Annotated in this window: 19 protein-coding genes and 2 pseudogenes; 14 read left to right on the top strand and 7 right to left on the bottom strand. The window is 65.9% G+C overall.

Annotated features, from left to right (window positions below):
- Nucleotides 1-333: 333 nt before the first annotated feature.
- Together AB0G47_RS34815 and AB0G47_RS34810 are read left to right on the top strand one after the other, a co-directional pair.
- Nucleotides 334-1,125 (top strand): transposase family protein, encoded by a 792-nt coding sequence (locus AB0G47_RS34815; protein WP_360778139.1) that lies wholly within the window; start codon nucleotides 334-336, stop codon nucleotides 1,123-1,125.
- A pseudogene (locus AB0G47_RS34810) lies at nucleotides 1,071-1,501 on the top strand (transposase); the annotation flags it as partial. The gene AB0G47_RS34815 and the pseudogene AB0G47_RS34810, both read left to right, overlap by 55 nt.
- Here AB0G47_RS34810 and AB0G47_RS34805 read toward each other — a convergent pair.
- The 3 genes from AB0G47_RS34805 to AB0G47_RS34795 form a co-directional block, all read right to left on the bottom strand.
- Nucleotides 1,494-1,979, bottom strand: coding sequence for a hypothetical protein (locus tag AB0G47_RS34805; RefSeq protein ID WP_360778137.1), 486 nt, complete (start codon nucleotides 1,977-1,979; stop codon nucleotides 1,494-1,496). The pseudogene AB0G47_RS34810 and the gene AB0G47_RS34805 overlap by 8 nt on opposite strands.
- A 179-nt stretch (nucleotides 1,980-2,158) precedes the next feature.
- Nucleotides 2,159-2,704 carry a GNAT family N-acetyltransferase gene (locus AB0G47_RS34800; protein ID WP_360778135.1) on the bottom strand — a complete coding sequence of 182 codons (546 nt, stop codon included), beginning with the start codon at nucleotides 2,702-2,704 and terminating at the stop codon, nucleotides 2,159-2,161.
- Between the two features lie 11 nt (nucleotides 2,705-2,715).
- Nucleotides 2,716-3,987, bottom strand: coding sequence for a transcriptional regulator (locus tag AB0G47_RS34795; RefSeq protein ID WP_360778133.1), 1,272 nt, complete (start codon nucleotides 3,985-3,987; stop codon nucleotides 2,716-2,718).
- Nucleotides 3,988-4,371: 384 nt separating this feature from the next.
- Between AB0G47_RS34795 and AB0G47_RS34790 the strand changes: the two genes are divergently transcribed.
- The 11 genes from AB0G47_RS34790 (at nucleotide 4,372) to AB0G47_RS34740 (ending at nucleotide 13,240) form a co-directional block, all read left to right on the top strand.
- A complete protein-coding gene (locus tag AB0G47_RS34790) occupies nucleotides 4,372-4,800 on the top strand; it encodes a hypothetical protein (protein ID WP_360778131.1) in 429 nt (142 codons plus the stop codon).
- 137 nt (nucleotides 4,801-4,937) lie between these two features.
- Nucleotides 4,938-5,423, top strand: a complete 486-nt coding sequence (locus AB0G47_RS34785) for an ATP-binding protein (RefSeq protein ID WP_360778129.1) — start codon at nucleotides 4,938-4,940, stop codon at nucleotides 5,421-5,423.
- Nucleotides 5,420-5,815 (top strand): DUF6302 family protein, encoded by a 396-nt coding sequence (locus tag AB0G47_RS34780; RefSeq protein ID WP_360778127.1) that lies wholly within the window; start codon nucleotides 5,420-5,422, stop codon nucleotides 5,813-5,815. Before AB0G47_RS34785 ends, AB0G47_RS34780 begins: the two co-directional genes overlap by 4 nt.
- A 225-nt stretch (nucleotides 5,816-6,040) precedes the next feature.
- The gene (locus tag AB0G47_RS34775; protein WP_360778125.1) at nucleotides 6,041-6,847 is read left to right on the top strand and encodes a hypothetical protein; all 807 of its coding nucleotides are present in this window, start codon (nucleotides 6,041-6,043) and stop codon (nucleotides 6,845-6,847) included.
- Nucleotides 6,801-8,303, top strand: a complete 1,503-nt coding sequence (locus tag AB0G47_RS34770) for a radical SAM protein (RefSeq protein ID WP_360778123.1) — start codon at nucleotides 6,801-6,803, stop codon at nucleotides 8,301-8,303. Before AB0G47_RS34775 ends, AB0G47_RS34770 begins: the two co-directional genes overlap by 47 nt.
- Nucleotides 8,300-8,953 (top strand): dTMP kinase, encoded by a 654-nt coding sequence (locus tag AB0G47_RS34765; protein WP_360778121.1) that lies wholly within the window; start codon nucleotides 8,300-8,302, stop codon nucleotides 8,951-8,953. Before AB0G47_RS34770 ends, AB0G47_RS34765 begins: the two co-directional genes overlap by 4 nt.
- Complete coding sequence (locus AB0G47_RS34760; protein ID WP_360778119.1) at nucleotides 8,950-9,378, top strand: NUDIX domain-containing protein; 429 nt, start codon at nucleotides 8,950-8,952, stop codon at nucleotides 9,376-9,378. Before AB0G47_RS34765 ends, AB0G47_RS34760 begins: the two co-directional genes overlap by 4 nt.
- Before the next feature lie 656 nt (nucleotides 9,379-10,034).
- Nucleotides 10,035-10,637 carry a hypothetical protein gene (locus AB0G47_RS34755; protein ID WP_360778118.1) on the top strand — a complete coding sequence of 201 codons (603 nt, stop codon included), beginning with the start codon at nucleotides 10,035-10,037 and terminating at the stop codon, nucleotides 10,635-10,637.
- A 737-nt stretch (nucleotides 10,638-11,374) separates the two neighbouring features.
- Nucleotides 11,375-11,668, top strand: a complete 294-nt coding sequence (locus AB0G47_RS34750; RefSeq protein WP_360778116.1) for a hypothetical protein — start codon at nucleotides 11,375-11,377, stop codon at nucleotides 11,666-11,668.
- A gap of 240 nt (nucleotides 11,669-11,908) precedes the next feature.
- On the top strand, nucleotides 11,909-12,937 hold the full coding sequence (locus AB0G47_RS34745) for a DUF932 domain-containing protein (RefSeq protein WP_360778114.1): 1,029 nt from the start codon (nucleotides 11,909-11,911) through the stop codon (nucleotides 12,935-12,937).
- Between the two features lie 72 nt (nucleotides 12,938-13,009).
- Nucleotides 13,010-13,240, top strand: a complete 231-nt coding sequence (locus AB0G47_RS34740; RefSeq protein WP_360778112.1) for a hypothetical protein — start codon at nucleotides 13,010-13,012, stop codon at nucleotides 13,238-13,240.
- Nucleotides 13,241-13,416: 176 nt separating this feature from the next.
- Here AB0G47_RS34740 and AB0G47_RS34735 read toward each other — a convergent pair whose 3' ends face one another.
- Both AB0G47_RS34735 and AB0G47_RS34730 read right to left on the bottom strand, forming a co-directional pair.
- Nucleotides 13,417-14,370 (bottom strand): hypothetical protein, encoded by a 954-nt coding sequence (locus AB0G47_RS34735; protein ID WP_360778111.1) that lies wholly within the window; start codon nucleotides 14,368-14,370, stop codon nucleotides 13,417-13,419.
- 57 nt (nucleotides 14,371-14,427) lie between these two features.
- Nucleotides 14,428-15,891 (bottom strand): NB-ARC domain-containing protein, encoded by a 1,464-nt coding sequence (locus AB0G47_RS34730; protein ID WP_360778109.1) that lies wholly within the window; start codon nucleotides 15,889-15,891, stop codon nucleotides 14,428-14,430.
- 178 nt (nucleotides 15,892-16,069) lie between these two features.
- Between AB0G47_RS34730 and AB0G47_RS34725 the strand changes: the two genes are divergently transcribed.
- The gene (locus tag AB0G47_RS34725) at nucleotides 16,070-16,198 is read left to right on the top strand and encodes a hypothetical protein (protein WP_360778107.1); all 129 of its coding nucleotides are present in this window, start codon (nucleotides 16,070-16,072) and stop codon (nucleotides 16,196-16,198) included.
- Nucleotides 16,199-16,851: 653 nt separating this feature from the next.
- On the opposite strand, the gene AB0G47_RS34720 is transcribed toward AB0G47_RS34725, so the two are convergent.
- Nucleotides 16,852-17,085 (bottom strand): hypothetical protein, encoded by a 234-nt coding sequence (locus tag AB0G47_RS34720; protein WP_360778105.1) that lies wholly within the window; start codon nucleotides 17,083-17,085, stop codon nucleotides 16,852-16,854.
- Between the two features lie 275 nt (nucleotides 17,086-17,360).
- Nucleotides 17,361-17,687 (bottom strand): annotated as a pseudogene (locus AB0G47_RS34715) (transposase family protein); the annotation flags it as partial.
- Nucleotides 17,688-17,858 lie beyond the last annotated feature (171 nt).

Here is a 17,858-nt window from a genome sequence, read left to right as displayed (position 1 = left end):
GTACTACGGCACCGGATGTACCCCTCGCTGCTGCGGGCGGACTACGGCCACATCTCAGGGAAGAAGATCAACGGTCCGACCGAGACCGACGTCAAGGCGTATCACGCACTGTGGGGATGATCACGACCAAGAGGACGATGGCCCTGGCGGCGGGCGCGGTGGGCGCCGGAGCGTTGGCGCTGGGCGGTGGTTCGGCTACCAACAGTGAGCGTTTTCAACGTGGCCACTGATCGGGTGACGTCGGACAGGTCGAGGTGAGGACCGCAACGCACAAGGCCCCCGGGCCGTTGGTTGAGGTGTTCGAAGTCTCAACCCACCGGCACAGGAGCCCTGTTGGTTCCCTATCCTGCCGCACTCGACCTCCCTCACGCCCTGGTCGAGTGGGTCACCATGCTCATCGTCACCCGCGAGGATGACCGCAGGTGCAAACTCCCGCCGCACCAGCGTGCCCTCGTCGCTCTGGTGTACCTGCGCCGCCACGACACCCTCGCCCGGATCGCGTCCGGCTTCGGGATATCCGTCGGCACTGTCCACGCGTATGTCACCGCCGTCACCGGTCTGCTCGCCGACCGCGCGCCGGGCCTGCTCAAGACTCTGCGTGAGCGTGATCCGGACTTCGTCCTCCTGGACGGAACCCTCGCCGAATGCGATCGCGTCGGTGACAGCCGGGCCGACTACTCGGCCAAGCACCGCCGGCACGGAGTGAATGTCCAGGTCGTCACCGACCCCGCCGGCGAGGTGCTGTGGATCTCTCCCGCACTGCCGGGCCGCACCCACGACCTGACCGCGGCCCGCGCCCACCGCATCATCCAGATCTGCGAGCGTCAGGGCGTCCCGATCCTCGCCGACCGCGCCTACCAGGGCGCCGACCCCTGGGTCACCACCGGACTCAAACGCCCACCGCACGGTGAACTCACCCTCACCCAGCGCACCGTCAACCGGGCCCTGGCAGCAAGCAGGGCACCGGTCGAACGCGGCATGGCACGGCTGAAGTCCTGGCAGATCTTCCGAAGATCGCGCATCAGCCCGAGCCGCATGACCGTCATCGCCAAAGCTGTCCTCACAAGCTGCTGGCCGCGCGGATCGAGGAACTGCTGGAGGCCCACCCTCTTTCGAAGGTCCTGACGTGATGCCGGGAGTCGGCGTCAGGACCGGAGCCCGCATTCTGATCGAGGTCGGTGACGGCAGCACCTTCCCGACCGCCGGCCACCTCGCCGCCTACGCCAGACTCGCCCCGGCAACCCGAAGCTCAGGCTCCTCGATCCGCGGTGAACAGCCCTCCAGGAGAGGAAACAAGCAGCTCAAACGGGCTTTCTTCCTCTCCGCGTTCGCCTCCTTGGGCGACCCCCCGTCCCGGGCCTACTACGACAAGAAGATCGCCCAGGGCAAGCACCACACCCAGGCCCTGCTCTGCCTCGCAAGGCGCCGGGCCGACGTCCTCTTTGCGATGCTTCGCGACGGGACCTTCTACGAACCGCAGCCGTCAGCCGCAGTCACCTGAACTGCGGGTCTGCGAGGAGAACGACTCGATCGGCCTGGACATCGAAGCCGATCACCGGATGACCAGGGTCGCCCTCCGGATCCATCAGCACCGGCTTGCCCAGCCGCTGCCCGATCTCCCGGAGGAACCGGCAGAACACGTTCAGCCGCTCTTGGCCCTGCAACTCCCGCAGGTCGACGTCGAAGTCGACTTCATCGGCAGCATGGAAACGGAAGATCGCCAACACATCGGCAGTCGGCCAGACCCGCAGGTCCGGACACTCGACATCTGCCGGACGGGACAGCACAGCCTCCGCCCGGGGCACCGGAAGCACCAACTCTCCTTCGGAGTACTGGCACTTCCATCTCTTCTCCGCGACCAGATCGAGGACCGCCTGCCAGTCCTCCACCGAGGCATCCGGGACACGCACGTCCGGCAGCGACCCCATCGAGTCCGGGTCGAAGAAGCACTTCACGTCATCCCACAGCAGATCAGCCACGCCACCATGCTGCCCCGGCTCACCGACCCATCGCACCCCCGTTTCCCTTGACCAAAGACATAGAGGCACCCCCCCCGAGCTCCCTAGGTGTAGCTGCGTCGATGTAGCACAGATCTTGGGGAACGGTTGTGGATACCCGGTGGCCGTCCCCAGCTCAGAGCAGCAGGCCAAGACTGTCTTTAAGGGACAGCCTCAGGGACGAGCGACATCACCATGGCGTCGTACAGCGGCGAGTCGTCGAACGGCTGCACATCGCCGAACCACTCATAGCCCCATGCCTCGTACAGGCTGCGCACGCCGGGATGGTCGTGTTCAACAAGGAGCGTCACCCGCTGCTCGCGGCGGCCAGCGAGCAGTTCGTCGTGGATCGCCTTCGCCGCACCGGTACCGCGTACCTTGTCGACAACCATCAACTCCGACAGGGCGAAGGTGCGGGTGCCGTCCTCGGCGGTGGCGCCGTCCGGGACCGGAGTGCGTAGTCCGCTCCACCATCGGGTTCCCATCTGCAGGGTGCAGCCGTAGGCGTAGCCGACGGGCCGATCGTCGAGGTAGCCGACGACCGCGGCGAATCCGGGGACTTCGGTGTTCCATCCGAGCCGCTCGTCGAACCGCTCGACACTGTGGAAGTCCCCGGCGAGCCGGTCGGCATAGATTTCCGCGTAGACGTCGAGGAGTTGGGGCCGGATATCGCTGAGCTCTGCCGCCTTGCGTCGTTCCAGTCGCATGCGCTCCATGTTCACGGTCCCGTCCGTCGTGTCTGCTCCAGGAAGTCAGCGGCCGCGGGCACGTGGGGGTGACGGCGCATCTGCTGACGGAGCCCGTCGAGCTTGCCCTGTACCCGCTCGCTCTGCACCCGCTTGCCTATCGCCACCGCGCGCCCGGCCTCGGCTGCAGCCTCCTCAACTTCTCCCCCGTCCAAGAGGGCTTGGGCGCGCTGCACGGTGTAGTAGACCCGGTTGCGCTCGAAGCGCGGCTCGAGCATGCCCAGCGCGGACGTTGTGAGCTGCTGCGCCCGCCCGTACCGGCCCAGCGCCTGATGCGCAGCCCCGGCCAGTCCGGTGAGTTCCGCCGGTGTGAGGAACGACAGCCAGGCAGCGGGCTCGCCGTGCGCGCGATCGTAGGCGCTCTCAGCCCGTGCCAGGGAGCGCTCGGCACGTGTCCGCTCGCCGACCCTGGCGTGGCCAACTGCCTGGCGGCAGTGCAACAACGACATCAACCACGGGTCCTGCTTCGCCTGCCGGGTCTCCACCGCAGCCCTTCCGATCCTCAGTGCCTCCTGGTCCCGATCCATCAGACGCGCCTGCATGGCGAGGTTGGACCAGACGCGGGCCTGCAGCATGCCGTCGCCGGAGAGCATGCCCGCTTGCAGAGCCTCGCTGTACAAACTTGTTGCGTCCTCCTGTAGACCGGCGTCGTACGCGAACCATCCTGCCGACGCGGCGAGGTCTCCAGTCGCCGCGTACAGGGCGCGCTCGACACGCGATCCGTAAGTGCAGTGGTTGAGCGCGTAGTGGACGCTGCGCAGGGCTTGCTCGGCGACCGCGTGCAGTGCGCCTCCGCCGAGCGCGTGATCGTGGTTGTACAGGGCAGGAACGATGCCACGGATCCGCTCGACATCTGCCGTGCCCAGGCGGCCGGCACTGGGAATGGCGTCGAGGCCGAGGGCCGCGGCCAGGCCGACGGCGATGAACTCCCTGCGTCTCACGGGGCGTTCCTCCTTCACGGGCGCCGGACGCCGAGGCGGGGCCGGTACGCGTGAGGACTTGCGCGGGATGAACCCCATGGCCTCCGGGCTGCGGCCGAAGATGTCTTGCAGAGGCAGAAGATAGCGGGACCAGGGCCACTGCACGTCGCCCGCGATCCAGCGCCGCACGTGGCGGTCGGTGCAGTTGCTGGGCTTGCCGACCACGACCTGCGCGGCGTGGTTCACCTCGTCGGCGAGTTGCTGGTGGGTGTAGCCGAACTCCACTAACAGGGCCTCGAGCTTGGTGTTCCTCTGCCTTGCCATGACTGTCCCCCACCGTGCGCCCACGTGTCTCGACGGTAGACCTACCTCCGCCCCCATCCGGGTAAAACTGTCCGGTTGCCTGCGAGTAACTGCCCCAGTTCCGTCCTGATGCCCAACAGGACACTTCCGGTTTCCTCGAGGTCATGACCAGAGGCGCCGGACCTGAGCGGCAGGGCACGGATCAGCGGGCCACTTGGCCTGGATGGCCGGTCGGCTCCATGCCTGAACCGGCGCGCGTGTCGCTGCCGAAAGGCGCGACGTTGTGCTCGCGCTTCACCGCGTGGGGGGGAGATCAGCGAACTCGCCGCGGGCCCAAGCCACCGCGATCGCCTCAATGTTCACCGCCAAGCTGCTTCTACTTCAAGCGCTCAGGAGCTGAGGGCCATGCACGACGCCTCCACCACCACGCCCGCCGAGCCCGGCTGGGAGACCTTCGGCACGGTCTCCCCTCACCCTCACGTGGTGCTCTACAGCAGCAATGTGGACTACCAGATCGCGATCCGGGCGCTGGACGTCCTCCATCACTTCGCCGTCGCAGCGCCCCACTGCTGGACGGTCGTACACGAGCTCTACGACCTCGCTCCGCCCGACGCGCCGCGCAGCCTCCGCACCGGCTGGCTGACGGCTGAGCGCGCCCTGTCCCGTGGCGAAGCCAACGGGCTCATCGCTCCCGCCGAGCAAGAGGTTGCCTGGCATCCCGGTGACCGCGCCGCGCTGCGGGCGTGGCTGCTGGAGGTATCCGTGTTCGCCATGTATCCCCAGGCCGGACGGTACGAACGTGCCGTGCCGGGCTCTGCGGGGGCGACGGCATGAGCCCCCAGGCATCCACTCCGAGAAGCCGCGCGGCTGCTGAGCCACCTACTGCCCGGTCAGTCCCCGTACCGCGATGCGGTAGTGGTGCCCGCCAAGGCGGCCACAATGAGCCCTCCGAACGCTCGACGGAACTCCGCTTGTCGGGGCACTCCGAGCGCACACCGGGCAAGGCCCGCTCGTTCGTCGGTGACACGCTCGCGGACTGGGGTGTCGCCGAGGCCGTACGCGCGGACATGCGGCTGATCGTGAGCGAGCTCGCCACCAACGCGGTGACGTACACGCGCAGTCCGGAAATCACTCTCGGGGTCAGGCTCACCGACGACGAAGCCGTCGTGAGCGTGGGCGACCGCGGCCCTCACCGCCAGCTCCGCCCGCAAGATGTCGCCGCTAATGCCGAGCACGGCCGGGGCCTACGGATCGTCGCTGCCCTGGCAAGCCGCTGGCATCAGCGCGAGACCGACGGCGGCGGCACCACGGTGGAAGCGGCCATCGATCTCCCAAGCCACCAGATAACGGCCCTTCCCGTCCTGAACTCCGAGGCAGCCCTTGATGCTCCCCGACATGACCCCGACCTCCCTGCCCGTCCGACGCTAACCCCAGCCCGCACACCGGAGCAGAGATGAGCCAGAGCCACAAAGACGACCGAGAGCGGATGCGCGAACGCCTGGAAGACCCCGGCCTCCTCGACAGGGCGGTCATCGTGTCGACCGGAGCCGCTAGCAACGGAGAGCACCGGAGCACGCGACTCGCCGTGCCGGTCGGCGGCAGCCGAAGGGCCGGCGAACTCACCCTCGCCAACTGGGAGGAGGCACTGACGGCGCTGATCAGACTCGACGAACGCCCCGGCTTTCCCAACCTGCGCAAGGCACACCCCCTCGGCCCTCCTGACCACTCGCAGACCGTGCGCTGGGGCAGCCCAGGGCCCGAGCGTGATCCTTTCGAGCGAGGGCGCAGCTTCGGCTACACCGAGGCGGGCGCAGCCGCCTACGCCGAGGAATGCCTGACGGCCTCGTGAAGCGGCGCACGGAGGTGATCCTCCAGATCCTGCTGCTCGGAGTCGCGGTGCTGTCCATCTCGATCGGCGTGTGGGTCCACACCGGTACGTGAGGCAGTCCGCCGACATCAGACCCGTCCGCCTCGTTAGAAAGGGTCCGAGCGCAGGCGCCTCGCCCGTCGCGCCGATCCCACGAGTGGAGACGAACTCTTGAATACGACCCTGACCACAGACCACCCCGCATGGATGACCGACGCCAAAGGGCTGCCTACGCGAGTCCTCCGGCACGACGGCGTCACCTGGTTCGCACACTGGGACGGCATCACGCTCGCCCTTCGCCCCGTGGGCGCTGACGCCGAGGCACCGCCTGAGCTGTCTCACACGCCTACCGCACAACTCCCCCACGGCAACGCCCCCGAACCGCTCCTGCGTCCTCTCGTGGCACTCGGCACGACCGCCCGCCTCAGCAACCCCTCACTCTGGGACGCCATCACCACGGCGATCCTGCGCCAGGTCGTCCGCGCTGCCCAGGCGCGCAAGGTCTACCGGCGATGGTGCGCAGAGCACGGCCAGACCTTCGACACCCCGGCCGGTCCGATGGCTATTGCCCCCGACCCCGAGGCGGTGTTGCGTCTATCGGACGAGGCATTCGCGGAGGCTGGCGCGAAGTTCCACCGGACCGCACTGCAAGCCGCCGCGGCCGCCTACCAGGACAACCACGAGCGGTGGGCCGCCATGAGCCCCGACGAACTCGTCAAGGCCCTCGACGAGGTACCGCGCATCGGCCCGTGGACGGCGTCGGCCGCCGCCGCCGACTACACCGGCGACTTCTCGGTCTACCCGCACGGAGACCTCGCGGTCCGCACCTGGGCGCGCGCCGCGACCTCCACCGTGCCCCTGCCTCTGCCCGAAGCCGAACGCGACTTCGAAGCCCAGTGGCGCCGATGGGCGCCCAACCGCCCGCAACTGCACGCACTGACCCTGTTCACTCTCACTTGGGGGAGCCATGCCCGCACAGAGCACGACGGAGGCGCAGCCCGGCACGACCGCTGAACTCATCCATGGAGCGGACCACTCCCGCGCACTGGACGCCCTATTCGTCAACGCACCACTGCGCGACTATGACCAGCGGCCCCGCGTCAACGACTACACACTGCCCGTCCTCGGCATGGCGTACATCGCCACCTACGCCGCACAGCAAGGGTTCAACGTCGGCGTCCTCGACGCCGAAGCACACGGCCTAGGCCTCGCACAGACCGTCACCGCCATCAACAGCGCCCGCCCTCGGTGGGTGGGCATGAACCTCCTCGCCCCCACCTACGAGTTATCCGCGTGCATCGCGGCCGAACTCGACGAGGACATCCGCCTCATGGTCGGCGGCCACCACGCCAAGGCCATGCCCGCTACCGTGCTCGCCGACCCCCGCATGACGCGGCTGCACGCCCTGGTCTTGGGTGAGGGCGAGACCCGCGTCGCCGCCCTCCTCGACGACGAACAGCGCCGCACCGAGCTTCCCGACGTAATGTGGCGGGACCGGCTCCTTGGCACGAACGCGATGGGCCTGGCACGCGGCGGAGACCGCCTGCGGTGGACCGCTCCCGACATCAACGCCTTGCCGCTGGTCGACCGTGCGTTCCTGCCCCAGGATCCCTACCGCGCCGACGACGGCCGCACCGAAGCCAACATCGTCGGATCACGCGGCTGCCCGTACGACTGTGGTTTCTGCGGCGCCGCGGTGTCCGCCAACCCGGACATCAAGATCCGGACCCGCGCACCGGAAGGGATCATCGACGAACTCGAGAACCTTCATGCCGCCTACGGCGCAACGGCGTTCCGGTTCGTGGACGACCTCTTCCTCGGCGCGGACCGCATCATCCGCGACTCGATGACAGCCTTCACCGCCCACAACATCGGCGATCGGTACATGTGGGACGCCACCGGCCGCATCAACGTCCTCCACCGCGCCGAGGACACCCTGCTCAGCATCCTCGCCGTGAACGGACTGCGCGAGGTCGCCTTAGGGATCGAGTCGGGCAGTGACCGTGTGCTCAAGGCGATGGACAAACGGATCACGGCCGAGATGACCTCCTCCGTATCCCGACGGCTCCTGGAACGTGGCATCGACGTGAAGGGGTACTTCATCCTCGGCTACCCCGGCGAGCAGCGCGAAGACCTCGACGCCACCGTCCAGCACATCCACGCTCTTTGGGCGCTGTCCGACCAACTACCCGGCACCTTCCGCGCGTCGGTGTTCGAGTTCCGGCCCTACCCCGGTACGCCGATCTGGTCCCGTCTGGTCGAAGTCGGCCACGGCCCCGCGCAGATGCTCGCGTACGGCGACGTCGACCTGACCGAGCACGGCGCGGACGAGGCCATGCGCGGCAGGGACGAGTTCAACTTCTCCGTGGACATCCCCTTCGCCCAGACCCCCTTATACGAGATACGCGCCCACCTCGCCGCTCTCTCCCGCGAACAGCACGACCGCAGGACGAAGGGAATCGCGGCATGAATCGGCGCCCCGGCACCTTTGTCACCGTGGACGGTCCAGGCGGTGTCGGCAAGTCCACCCTCGTCACCACCCTCACCGACTACCTATGCGGGCGCGGCCATCGTGTGCACGCCACACGCGAGCCGTCCAACCGCCCCATCGGGGCGTTCACCCGCACCCATGCCGACGAGATCACCGGATACGCCCTAGCCTGCCTCGTCGCCGCAGACCGCTACGACCACCTCGAGAACGAGATACGCCCCCGGCTCGCCGCCGGCGATACCGTCGTATGCGACCGCTACCTCGCCTCGACCCTCGTCGTACAGCGGCTCGACGAGGTACCGGAGCCGTTCCTCCTAGCGCTCAACGACGGCATCACGCTGCCCGACCTGGCGGTCGTCCTCACCGCCGAGCCACCCGTGATCGCCGCTCGGCTCGCAGAACGCGGAGCGCATCACCGCTTCGAGCGCGACCCCGACAGCCCAGCCCGCGAACTCGCTCTGTACGAGAGGGCCACCCAGACGCTGCGCGCCATGAACGTGCCCCTCCTCGCCCTCGACACCGGCAACACCACCCCATCGGAGTCAGCCGCACAGATCGCCGTATCTCTCACCCGCCGCCCCGGTAGCGTCGGTCCCAGTGACCCCGACCCGCTCACGGTGAACAGATGACGAATCGCCCCATCCTCGACACACACGTGATCTTGCGCAGCGGCGACAAGATCCTGATGTCCCAACGCGGCGGCCCTTACGGGAACGGCCGTTGGCACCTGCCGTCCGGGAAGCTCGATTCCGACGAGCCGCTACCGGTCGGGGCCGCCCGCGAACTCCTCGAAGAAACCGGTGTCATCGTGGACCCCGCGCATCTGCGGATGGCTCACGTCGTCCACCACCGCCAGGCGGAAGGCGACCGTGTCGGTTTCTTCTTCCTCGCCACGGAGTGGACCGGTGAGGCCGTCAATCGTGAGCCGGGCAAGTGTCTCGACCTGCGGTGGTTCGACGTGCATGACCTCCCGGACGACATCATCGAATACCCAGCCGCCGGCCTCCACCGCTGCCTGTCAGGCGCCAGCGGACTGACACTGCACGGCTGGTAGCCGCTCGGGGAGGTGAACACCCCTTCCTTTCTCCCTACCATGAGGCCCGCCAACTACCCTGCCTGTTAGAGAGGTAGCCCCAAGGCTGACCAATGGTGCTGCTCGACGGGGTGGAGGCCCTTCTTGCGCGGTTTGCAACTCACTCCCGCGGGAGCGGTATCCGAGTAGGAGGGGTCAGCTGCCAGGGCTTCCTGTTTGTCGCATGTAGGGGCTCTCTGTTCCGAGATATTCCAGACCTCAATTCCCACTCTCCGTTTTGAGTTTGAATCCAATTCCCATTCACCGGGATTGCGAATTACTGAAGCTCGGCAGTTAGGTCAAATTCCACCCCTCCCGCGCCGGGTATTGATTTACCAAATTCGACTGGCGAGATACGGTCAACTCCCTTGCCAAGTTCCGGAATTGCGGGACAATTGAATTGTCGAGGCGCAGCGCAGAGGGCGCGCGTCGCGAGCGATCGGGGCACGATCGTGGGCAATTCGGCATTAGGAGTCACCGCCGATCAGATGGCACAGGTGACTACGGATGACTTTCTCGAAATTCGACGCGTGGCGCGAGCGTACTGTCGTGCGGTAGACGCCACGCGCTCACGGAAGCGGATGGACGGTAGCGCGACCGTTGCCCGCGAGGGCCACGCTCCGCATGGCACGGACGACGTGAGTGACGACGTCACGCAGGACGCAATCCTGTTGTTCGCAAAGCGGCTTGGAGAGATCTCCACCAACTGCGAGCCGGCCGCAGTTTGGGTGTCCTCCCGGGATGTGGCTGCGTGGCAGTACGTCCGTAGGGACGGGGCAACGATCGTCGTCTCTCGCATGAGGATCCAGTACTGGGCAGTGCGGGACGCGGCGGCGAGCAACGGGTACCGACTCGACCTCGGGCCTGACGACGTCGATGCTGCGCCCGGACGTCAAGTGATGCGCGGGATTCAGCACGCGGAAGTGGCACCGATCCTCGCCACTGCGCCCTATCTGGCGACGAACTGTGCGGCCATCTTCCACGTCGCATGGGCGGGTGGGCGCGAGTATCCGACGCTTCGACTGTTTCTCCAGCTGGCGTGCCAAGCAGATGACTTGGGTCGCGCCGGCGTGATCAGCAAGGCGGCTCGAGCCTTGCATGGCGGGCCCCGGCATTCGTCGTCGAAGGTTCAGCGCACCAAGGACGCTGCCCTTAAGGAGTGGCGGGACCTCAAGTGCCAGCTTGACGCGGTGCGCGACGAACTTGTCTACCGCAGTCTGCGGGTGGGGGAAGCCGCATAGCGGAGGCAGTGAAGCAAAGGGCTTTGGAGCTTCGCCGCTCCAGAGCCCTTTCCCTTCGAGGGCTTGCGGCTGACTCGACGCGGAGCGCATAAAGACTTTGAAAAGACCTCCCCTGATCGGTAATTGGGGCAATTGGATCCCCGCATTTAGCTGACAGTGCGGAATTGCCTGGAACTGTAGCCAGGTGCATCACGAAGGGAACGCGCCGATGGATCCCAATGCCGCACTCCAGCGATTGCGACGGGCCGTAGACGGACTGGAGTCCGTATCTGCAGGGCCGGATGAGGACTGGAGTGGAGAGCTGATCGATGTCCTCGAACACTTCGCAGCCCTGGACGAATGGTTGAACCGTGGAGGGTTCCTGCCGGACTCCTGGAGTCGACGAACCGGATCAGCGCGTTGACAGGTGCCCCGCCTTGCCGCATTAGGGCGAGGCGCAAACTCAAGTAGTAAGGGGGCAATACGTCATGTACATACGGGGAGTCCCACTGAACGACTTCCATGAGTTGACCGAAGAGGTGTCTGACTACCTCTACGACGGGAACGTCATCGTGGCGTCCGGTGCGCGTGCTTCGGGTTGCCGGGCCATCGTGGCGCGGCTCCGCGCAGCGAACAGTCACGGCCCCGGAGCACGCACAGCGGCATCGGGTAGGCACGGCCCGTATGCCTGCTGGCATGCGTACAGGGACGTCCTCGGCGAGGTGTTCGGGACCTACCCGAACGCGGCAGTGCGCACCATGCTCGAGACCTACCGGGGGGCCGGAGATTTTGAGGAGCGGTTCCGGGCCACGGGCTACCGGGACGTTGGCTCGCCGACGCGACCAGCTTTCATGATGGATCTGTGCGTCACGCCCGATTGCGGCCAGCCGCGAGGACGCTGGGCATTCCTGCGGTCGATCAAGTCCGATGGCATCACCGCGTCCATGGAGCAGGAGCCAGCAGCCGCGGAGTGGACCGCGTCGGAAGAGGAATTCTGCGGCCCCATCAGCCTGTTGGGGGTCCCTGACCTCGCGTACAGCTCCGGCCGCTGAACAGCTTCGATCGCACTGCGCGGCCAACGGGGACGACCCCAACGCATGCTCCCAGGACACCCTTATGTGCCACGGAGAAGCGCCCTGCCAGGCCGATCACGGCCGCCCGTGCAGCAGTGGGGCAGAACCGTGCGCACACGAGTCTCACGACTGCAACTGCCTGCTGTGTTCTGGCTGAACTAGTCAGGCGGCAGCAGGTGTCCCGCCACTCCAAGCCCACGCACCGAAGGAGGGAATTTCATGTCCAAAGAAACCCTGGATTGGCTCAACGCCAACACGCTGATCGGGTTCACCGAGAAGCGCGGGACGGCCTGGCACTACCGAGCGGATCTGCAGAGTGCCGAGCCCAACCACTACCCGGGCGCAATCCCCGTCGGCGACGTCAAGCGGCGGCTCTTCGGATGGGACGCGATCCCGAGCGCCGTGTACGTGGAGGGTCCCGCTTCTGGCGGGCTGATCTGCGTACCGGACCGGCGGGCGTTCATCCGCAGTGACACCGAGCACGTGATGGGGATCTTCAGCGACGGGTACGAACCGCACCCGTACGAGGAATGGTTGATCGGCACCATCGACCAGCTGCTCGACTCAGAGCTGGCCATCGGCTCGGCCGGGCTGCTCCGGCAGGGAGCCGTTGCCTGGGTCTCGGTCGAAGTGCCGGAGAACGTCACCACACCCGAAGGCGTGGAGTTCCGACCGCACTTGTTCGGAGCGACGAGCTTCGACGGCTCGCTCGCGACCACGTTCAAACGGGCCGTGACGAACGTCGTCTGCGACAACACCATGAGCGCGGGGCTCGCCGAAGCCGGCCAGCAGATCAAGATCCGGCACTCCCGGCACTCCAAGCTGCGGATCGGTGAGGCGCGGGCGGCACTGAACATCGTCTACGAGATCGCGGACGAGTTCGCTGCCGAGGTCAAGCGGCTCTGTGCGACAACGGTGACCGACCGCCAATGGGCCGAATTCCTTGAGGCTCACGCACCGTTGGCGGACGAGCCGGGCCGCTCCCGCACACTCGCCGAGCACAAGCGCGAAGCCCTGGAGAGGCTGTGGCGGACCGATGTGCGGGTCGCACCGTGGCAGCACACTGCCTACGGAGTGCTGCAGGCCGTGAACACGTACGCCCATCACGAGCAGACAGTCCGCGGCGCCGAGCGTGCGGAGCGCAACATGCTCCGAGCCGTCACGGGCGGGATCGACGAACTCGACCTCGACACCCTGGAGACGCTCAATGGTGTCCTGGTGGCGACCGGGAGCTCGTCGTCGGCGTAACTGCGCCTCGCCACACAGGCTCTCTCGGCAGCGCTCATGCGCGAGACTGCCGGAGAGCCTGGAGGTGGTGGCGTGAGGATCGACCTGCACGACGCGGTGGCGACTACGAGAGAACTCCTGGCAGCTCTGGAGAAGTTGAACGAGGCCGAGCCAGATGAGGCACCTACCCGCGCCGCACGCCGGAGGCGAGCCGAGATCACCCGCGAGTTGTTGTACTTGTCCCACCTGGCGAATCGCGCGTCTGTCGAAGTCATGAACGCGTATCACGGCTACAAGCTGCGCGATGATCCTTTTGGAGAGTAACCAGGGGGAGGGCTTAGGGATGGCACGATTTGACCCGTGACTGGCTTGGGCGCAGCTCGTATCGAGTGAGGTCGCCGACCGCGGCGGTCCGCCTTCGCGATGCGTGCGGTCGCCTCAGCGTATTGGCGCGGGCTCCTCATGCGGCCAACCGATTGAGCCGTGATCCCGTCAACCTGCTAACCGCTAGGAAATGTGACGAATTGCTCGGCGCGGCCCTTGCGGCGGATCCCGAGCTCCTCGAAGCGGCGTCGGCCATTGACCATCAATCGCCGGTACTCGTCCTCATCCCCTCTGATCCGCGCCAGAGTCGCCAGAGCGATCTCGCATTCGCCGACAAGGACGGCATGCTTGATCTTCTCACCAAGCTGCAGGCTGCGCTCCACATTCGCGCTGGCCAGATCGCATAGTCGGGTTCGCTCGGCGGTAACGTCAGACCTCAACGCCCGGTTCATGATCGCCAGCGCCGCATCGCCGGAGCGGTTCCCGATACGCTCCTCGTCGCCGCCGCGTTCCTCCTCTTCCAGCAAGGCGGCAAACAGACACTCCGCCTCTTCGAAATTTCCCAGCAGCAGGGCCGCGTACCCGAAATCCAGCTTTGCCCCTCGTATCAGCGACTCGTCCTCACAGCGGCGGCCGTATATCGCTGCCTGCTCAGCCCAATGCTGCGCTTTGGGACCGTCATCGGCGTCCCGGGCGATGCCGGAGAGCGATCGTGAAGCATTGCCAGCCCACCGGGCCGCAACACGTGAATCGCCGCACCGCTGGGCCGCCTTGAGTCCTTCCAGGCAGTAGCGCTCCGCCTCAGGGTAGTCACCAAGCTGGAGCAAGGGCCACGCTATGACTGAGGCGCAAAGTTCGGCGATCGCCGAGTCGTCCTCGATGAGTTCGGCCACCTCTAGTGCAGACTTACCCCAAGCGACGCGCTCGTTCAGCGCATTACGGAAACCCAGGAATCTGGCCAGGGCCCCCACCGCTCGTATATAGAGCCAGCATTGCTCGAGGTCGCTTCCTTGACAACGCTCCCGCGCAACTGCCAACGCCGACATAATGTCGACTCGATCTGCTTCCAATGTGGCGTTATCGGCAGCGTTGGCTACCACCTCCCGCATCAGGTACTGCATACGCCGCATGCGGCACTCCCTATCGAACGTGCGATCAGGTCCATCTAAGACTGCGCGAGCCACCACTCACTCCCATCGCGCGACGATGTCGGTGTTGATGAAGTACCTCGTCAGCGGGTGCAGCGAGTACCGCGCTTCGCGGCCTCTCGTCATAGCGAGCATGGATCGCTGTCCCAGTCTCGCGGTCGCTGGATAGAACTCGTCATCGATCACGTTTGCCGTGTGCTGAATCGCGGACGCGGTCGGGTTTCCTTCGAAATGTCGCATGGCGACCAGCACCTTGCGGGCCGGACCATCCAGCTCATCCCAAATTCGCCGGAACAGGAAGCTGTAGAATGCGTAACTCAGATCAGTGAATCCGGCTTCCTCGACCACTCGAAGGACCTGTTCCACCGGCCGGTGGTCCATCTGCCCACTAATCAGCTGCATTGCCAATGGCGCCCCGCCGGCCACGTCTCGGATGCGGGCGAGCGTGTCAGGGTCGGCACTCATCAGGTTCGCGTTGTTCTGGCGCTCAGCAGTGCTCGCAAGAAAGGCGATGCCGTCCTGCCGCGACAGCCCTCCAAGATCCAGGGAAAACGCGCGCTCGCGGAGGATAGAGTAACGGCTTGTGATAAGAATCTTGCCTCGGCCAAGAATATCGATCAGCGAGGCGACCATTGCATCTCGGTCTGGCACGGTTTCCAGGTTGTCGAGCACGATGAGCACTTGGTTATCGTTATCGGCCAGCCAATTCCTGACGATCTGCTGTTTCGTTACCGTGGATGCGTCAGCACTCCAAGCCAACTGCGAGTGTCGAAGCAGATCGTCGAGAAGCGCTTCGAACGAATAGTCAGAAACTTCGGTGCGCACCACCCCCTCTCCTATGAACCTCTCTGTCTGGGTGCTGCGCCAGAAGATGCTGCTGAAGAGGTTTTCATCCGCCAGAGTGCGTGCGGCTTCCTGCGCAAGCGCTGTCTTCCCGATTCCCCCCATGCCCTTAAGAGTGATGAGCGGAATCCGCGGATTTCTCAGGGTGGCCAGAAGCGTGGCCAAGATCTCTCGGCGTCCGATAAATTCTATCGGCGGAACCTGGGCTGCGACTTGCTGACTTGCCTTGCCGGAAGGCGCGGCCGAACTTCGTCGTGCAGGCCGATCGGTTGGAGCGACCGAGGCTCGCTCGGGCCCAGTGTCGGTCATCTCGACCAGCGGACGGCTGGCACCCGTCCCCGCTCGGTGGCCAGCCGGGGGTGAGGCCTGGTCCGCGCGCTTCAGCTCGTCCCACGTGGCCGCCATGGGTGCCGATTCCCCAGCCCATCCAGCCAGAACTCGTCCGACGGCGGTGAGCTGGTCGAGGTCGCGGGGCGTGGACGCGCCTTTCGCCCAGGAATTCACCGTCTGGATCGGCACTCTGGACTGCTTGGCCAACTCAGTCTGGGTGACCCGGACTTTCGTCACCGAAGCCCGATGCGCCGCCTGATCCCACAACCGGGCTAACTCGGCCAGCACCCTGGACTGCGTAGCCACCGGTCGAAACGGAGTGCCGACCATCGCGCTGTCTCCCTCCCGGATCCGACCCGGACTATCCCGGAACCCGGTTCGAACAGGAGCGTAACCGCTCACACCCACCCCGGATCCGCAAACCATTCAATTCGCCGCGGCCGCGCACTGTGATGGGACGCGAGCACCGGCACCCGGCCGGGCCCTATCTGAAGAGGAACCAGCCCCCATGACGCGAACTCGTAGGATCACTCGCCGCCTCGGCACCACCATCCTCTTCGCCGCCGTCCGTGGTGCCGCCACCGCTCTCGGCAGCAGCCTTATCGCCCTGGCAATCTGGTACAACACCCGCCACTGAAGACACCGGCGGGCTGGGCACCTGAACCTGCCGTGCGGCAAGCCCGAGGGGCGGCACCTCTTCCTGCTGGGAGGGCTGCCGCCCCTCGCCAAGTCCAGGCCTCGCTCTTCCGATTGAACGCCCATTACCGAATCGCCGAAACCCCCTCCCTCACCCCCGCCATGAGCCCTGGCAGGTCACCGCGAATCGCTTAATGCAACGTCGTCAACCCCACCGGACAAAGCCCCGGTCACAGGCCCTGGACGACAGCACCTCGTGCGCCCGCTGCAGAATCCCGTCCCAGTCCGCAAGCACATGAGCAATCTCGTCCGCCACCTCACCCCCTCAGAGATGTACAGCCGGAACAGGAGCGGTCTAACCCCCACCGGGCTCACGAAGGCCCGCCTGCACCGTGCGGCTCCCTGGGTGAGGAACCCCCGCAGCGCCTCTCAGCTTCTTGGATCAGTGCCGCAAGGGCCGCCGATTGCTCTTCGTCAGTGCAAGCGCATTTAGACGGGAGATCAGCTCTTGGTGGAGCAAGCTACGGGCGCGAAGGTCGCCGAGGTCTGCAGGCATGTTCACAGGTGATGTCGGCGGCTCAGGATGGCCGCCTGTGGTTTCCACGGTCGCCGTACTTCACTGCCGTACTGCTGGCACCGGCAATGAGGTGCACCCTACGCGATGACCAAAATGACCACAGCTTCTGGGATAACAGTCGCGGCACTGACGATCAGCACCCCGGCGACTAGCCCCGCCGTGGCCGCTGCTGCGATCATGCCGATCTTCTTGACAGTAGCCCGATTCTCTGGATTCTTGACCCACTCCGTGAGAGCCGAGGCAGCTTCTCGCCCCAGTTGGTTTAGGAATCCCCCACCGAACTCCGACAATGCATAACTGAACGCCGACATGACAAACCTCCTTGACGCTACCTTCCCGCCGAGCCGCCCACACGGCAGGAGTATTGAGTGGCACTCAGGGACGCATAGATCACGTCCGCTGGAGCGGTGCATCTGACGGCCACTCGGCGATTCCGTTTGGATGCTATGCAGCAAGTTCGGCAGACAGGATGGGTTCGCTGGTTCTTAGCTCGTTCGGGTGGAGGCCAGCCTTGGTGAGGAATTCGCGGTCCGTGACCTCAATGAACCCTTCTCGGTAACGCCTGGTGATGGTTCGTGATCATTGCTCAGGAAGCGCGGCCGTGTTCGAGGCGGAGCAGGACGAGTGCGGCCCGGGTGATGCTGGTGATGGCGGCTGGATCGAGGCTGACCCTGCGCAGTGCCTTGAAGGTGACGCTCAGCAGGGTGTTCGCACGCTCCGCCATGCCATGCACGCCGCGGATCACCGCGTTGAAGGTCCGCTCTGAATCGGTCAGTTCGCCGCCCTTGGGCTGCTTGACCGGGTGGCGGAACCCGTCGCCGATGTCCTCGTAGCCGAGGTCGGTCAGGGTGGGGACGCCCAGGGTGGCGGCGAGCCGATTGAGGGCGTCGACCAGGCCATGGGGGCGGGCGCAGATGTTGGCTCGCCTCTTCTGACCGATGCGTTCCGGTGCTGCAATAGGAGCACGCGTTGGTGCCGCCTCCCTGAGTCGGACAGGAGTGGTCTGAACCATGGCAGAGTCCCATTCTCCGTCCAGTTCGCGTACAACCTCCCAGGCCGACGCGCCAAGAGAGGGCTCTCCCTC

The sequence above is a fragment of the Streptomyces sp. NPDC021622 genome, assembly GCF_040640795.1.
Lineage (GTDB): Bacteria > Actinomycetota > Actinomycetes > Streptomycetales > Streptomycetaceae > Streptomyces.
This window is presented reverse-complemented; position numbering and strand designations above follow the sequence as displayed.

Coding starts and splice junctions, on each gene's coding strand:
- AB0G47_RS34780 (WP_360778127.1), top strand. CDS start 5,420: ATGAGCCAGAGCCACAAAGACGACCGAGAGCGGATGCGCGAACGCCTG.
- AB0G47_RS34770 (WP_360778123.1), top strand. CDS start 6,801: ATGCCCGCACAGAGCACGACGGAGGCGCAGCCCGGCACGACCGCTGAA.
- AB0G47_RS34750 (WP_360778116.1), top strand. CDS start 11,375: ATGCTCGAGACCTACCGGGGGGCCGGAGATTTTGAGGAGCGGTTCCGG.
- AB0G47_RS34730 (WP_360778109.1), bottom strand. CDS start 15,891: ATGGTCGGCACTCCGTTTCGACCGGTGGCTACGCAGTCCAGGGTGCTG.
- AB0G47_RS34735 (WP_360778111.1), bottom strand. CDS start 14,370: ATGCGGCGTATGCAGTACCTGATGCGGGAGGTGGTAGCCAACGCTGCC.
- AB0G47_RS34800 (WP_360778135.1), bottom strand. CDS start 2,704: ATGCGACTGGAACGACGCAAGGCGGCAGAGCTCAGCGATATCCGGCCC.
- AB0G47_RS34790 (WP_360778131.1), top strand. CDS start 4,372: ATGCACGACGCCTCCACCACCACGCCCGCCGAGCCCGGCTGGGAGACC.
- AB0G47_RS34765 (WP_360778121.1), top strand. CDS start 8,300: ATGAATCGGCGCCCCGGCACCTTTGTCACCGTGGACGGTCCAGGCGGT.
- AB0G47_RS34720 (WP_360778105.1), bottom strand. CDS start 17,085: ATGTCGGCGTTCAGTTATGCATTGTCGGAGTTCGGTGGGGGATTCCTA.
- AB0G47_RS34745 (WP_360778114.1), top strand. CDS start 11,909: ATGTCCAAAGAAACCCTGGATTGGCTCAACGCCAACACGCTGATCGGG.
- AB0G47_RS34760 (WP_360778119.1), top strand. CDS start 8,950: ATGACGAATCGCCCCATCCTCGACACACACGTGATCTTGCGCAGCGGC.
- AB0G47_RS34795 (WP_360778133.1), bottom strand. CDS start 3,987: ATGGCAAGGCAGAGGAACACCAAGCTCGAGGCCCTGTTAGTGGAGTTC.
- AB0G47_RS34775 (WP_360778125.1), top strand. CDS start 6,041: ATGACCGACGCCAAAGGGCTGCCTACGCGAGTCCTCCGGCACGACGGC.
- AB0G47_RS34725 (WP_360778107.1), top strand. CDS start 16,070: ATGACGCGAACTCGTAGGATCACTCGCCGCCTCGGCACCACCATCCTC.